Genomic DNA, 846 nt, shown 5'->3' on the forward strand with positions numbered 1-846 from the left:
AATGATTCGGTTTGTTATGATAAATCGAGTAACAAAAGCCCAACGACTGTTTCCTTCACTGGGACAACAATATTCCGCAGAATTAGCCAGCAAAGGCGCCAGGAAATAGCGCGACAATAAAAAACGGGAGAGTCTGATGACTGCCGCCCCTCTAAACGCTGTGCTAACAACGTTCAGTAATGCCGCCAATGAAGAGGTTGCAGCTGCCGAGCTGGCTGCAAAGCTGAAAAACCCGAACTTGGGTTTCGTACTGTTCTTTTGCTCAGTGGAATATGATCTTGATCGTCTGGCTGCAGCCATGCGGGATAACTTCGCTGGAATTCCCATGTCAGGCTGCACCTCCTGCGGTGAAATTACTTCCAAAGGGTATGATCAGGGATCAATTGTGGCCATTGGGTTTGATCGCCGGTTATTCACAGTCAGTCAAAAGCTTGTGGAAAATGTGGACAGTTTCGGCCTTCTCGATGCCCAGCAGCTTGTCGATGGCTTGCTAACCGAGTGCAGCGAAGGTATGACGGAGTCACCCGCAGAGCACAATACTTTTGTGCTAACGCTGATGGATGGGCTATCAGTGAATGAAGAAATGGTCTTGGCTACGCTTAATTCGGCGTTAGGCAGTATTGCCTGCTTTGGTGGCTCGGCGGGGGATGAATATAGATTAAGCGGCACTTATGTTTATAGCGATGGCGGTTTCACCAGCGAAGCCGCCACGGTGATAATGATTTCTACCTCATTAGATTTCGAAGTGTTCAGCACCCATCATTTAATTCCTGAAAAAACCAAGTTTGTAGTTACTTCTGCGGATCCGGAAAAGCGTACCGTCTATGAACTCAATGCTGAACCAGC

At 48.0% G+C, this 846-nt stretch carries 1 protein-coding gene; it reads left to right on the forward strand.

Features of this window, described 5'->3' with window-relative positions; all coding sequences use genetic code 11:
• Positions 1-136 precede the first annotated feature (136 nt).
• The coding region (locus tag A3754_RS03020; RefSeq protein WP_304439787.1) for an FIST N-terminal domain-containing protein at positions 137-846 on the forward strand (710 nt) is incomplete at its 3' end.

It is taken from the genome of Alcanivorax sp. HI0083 (assembly GCF_001635175.1).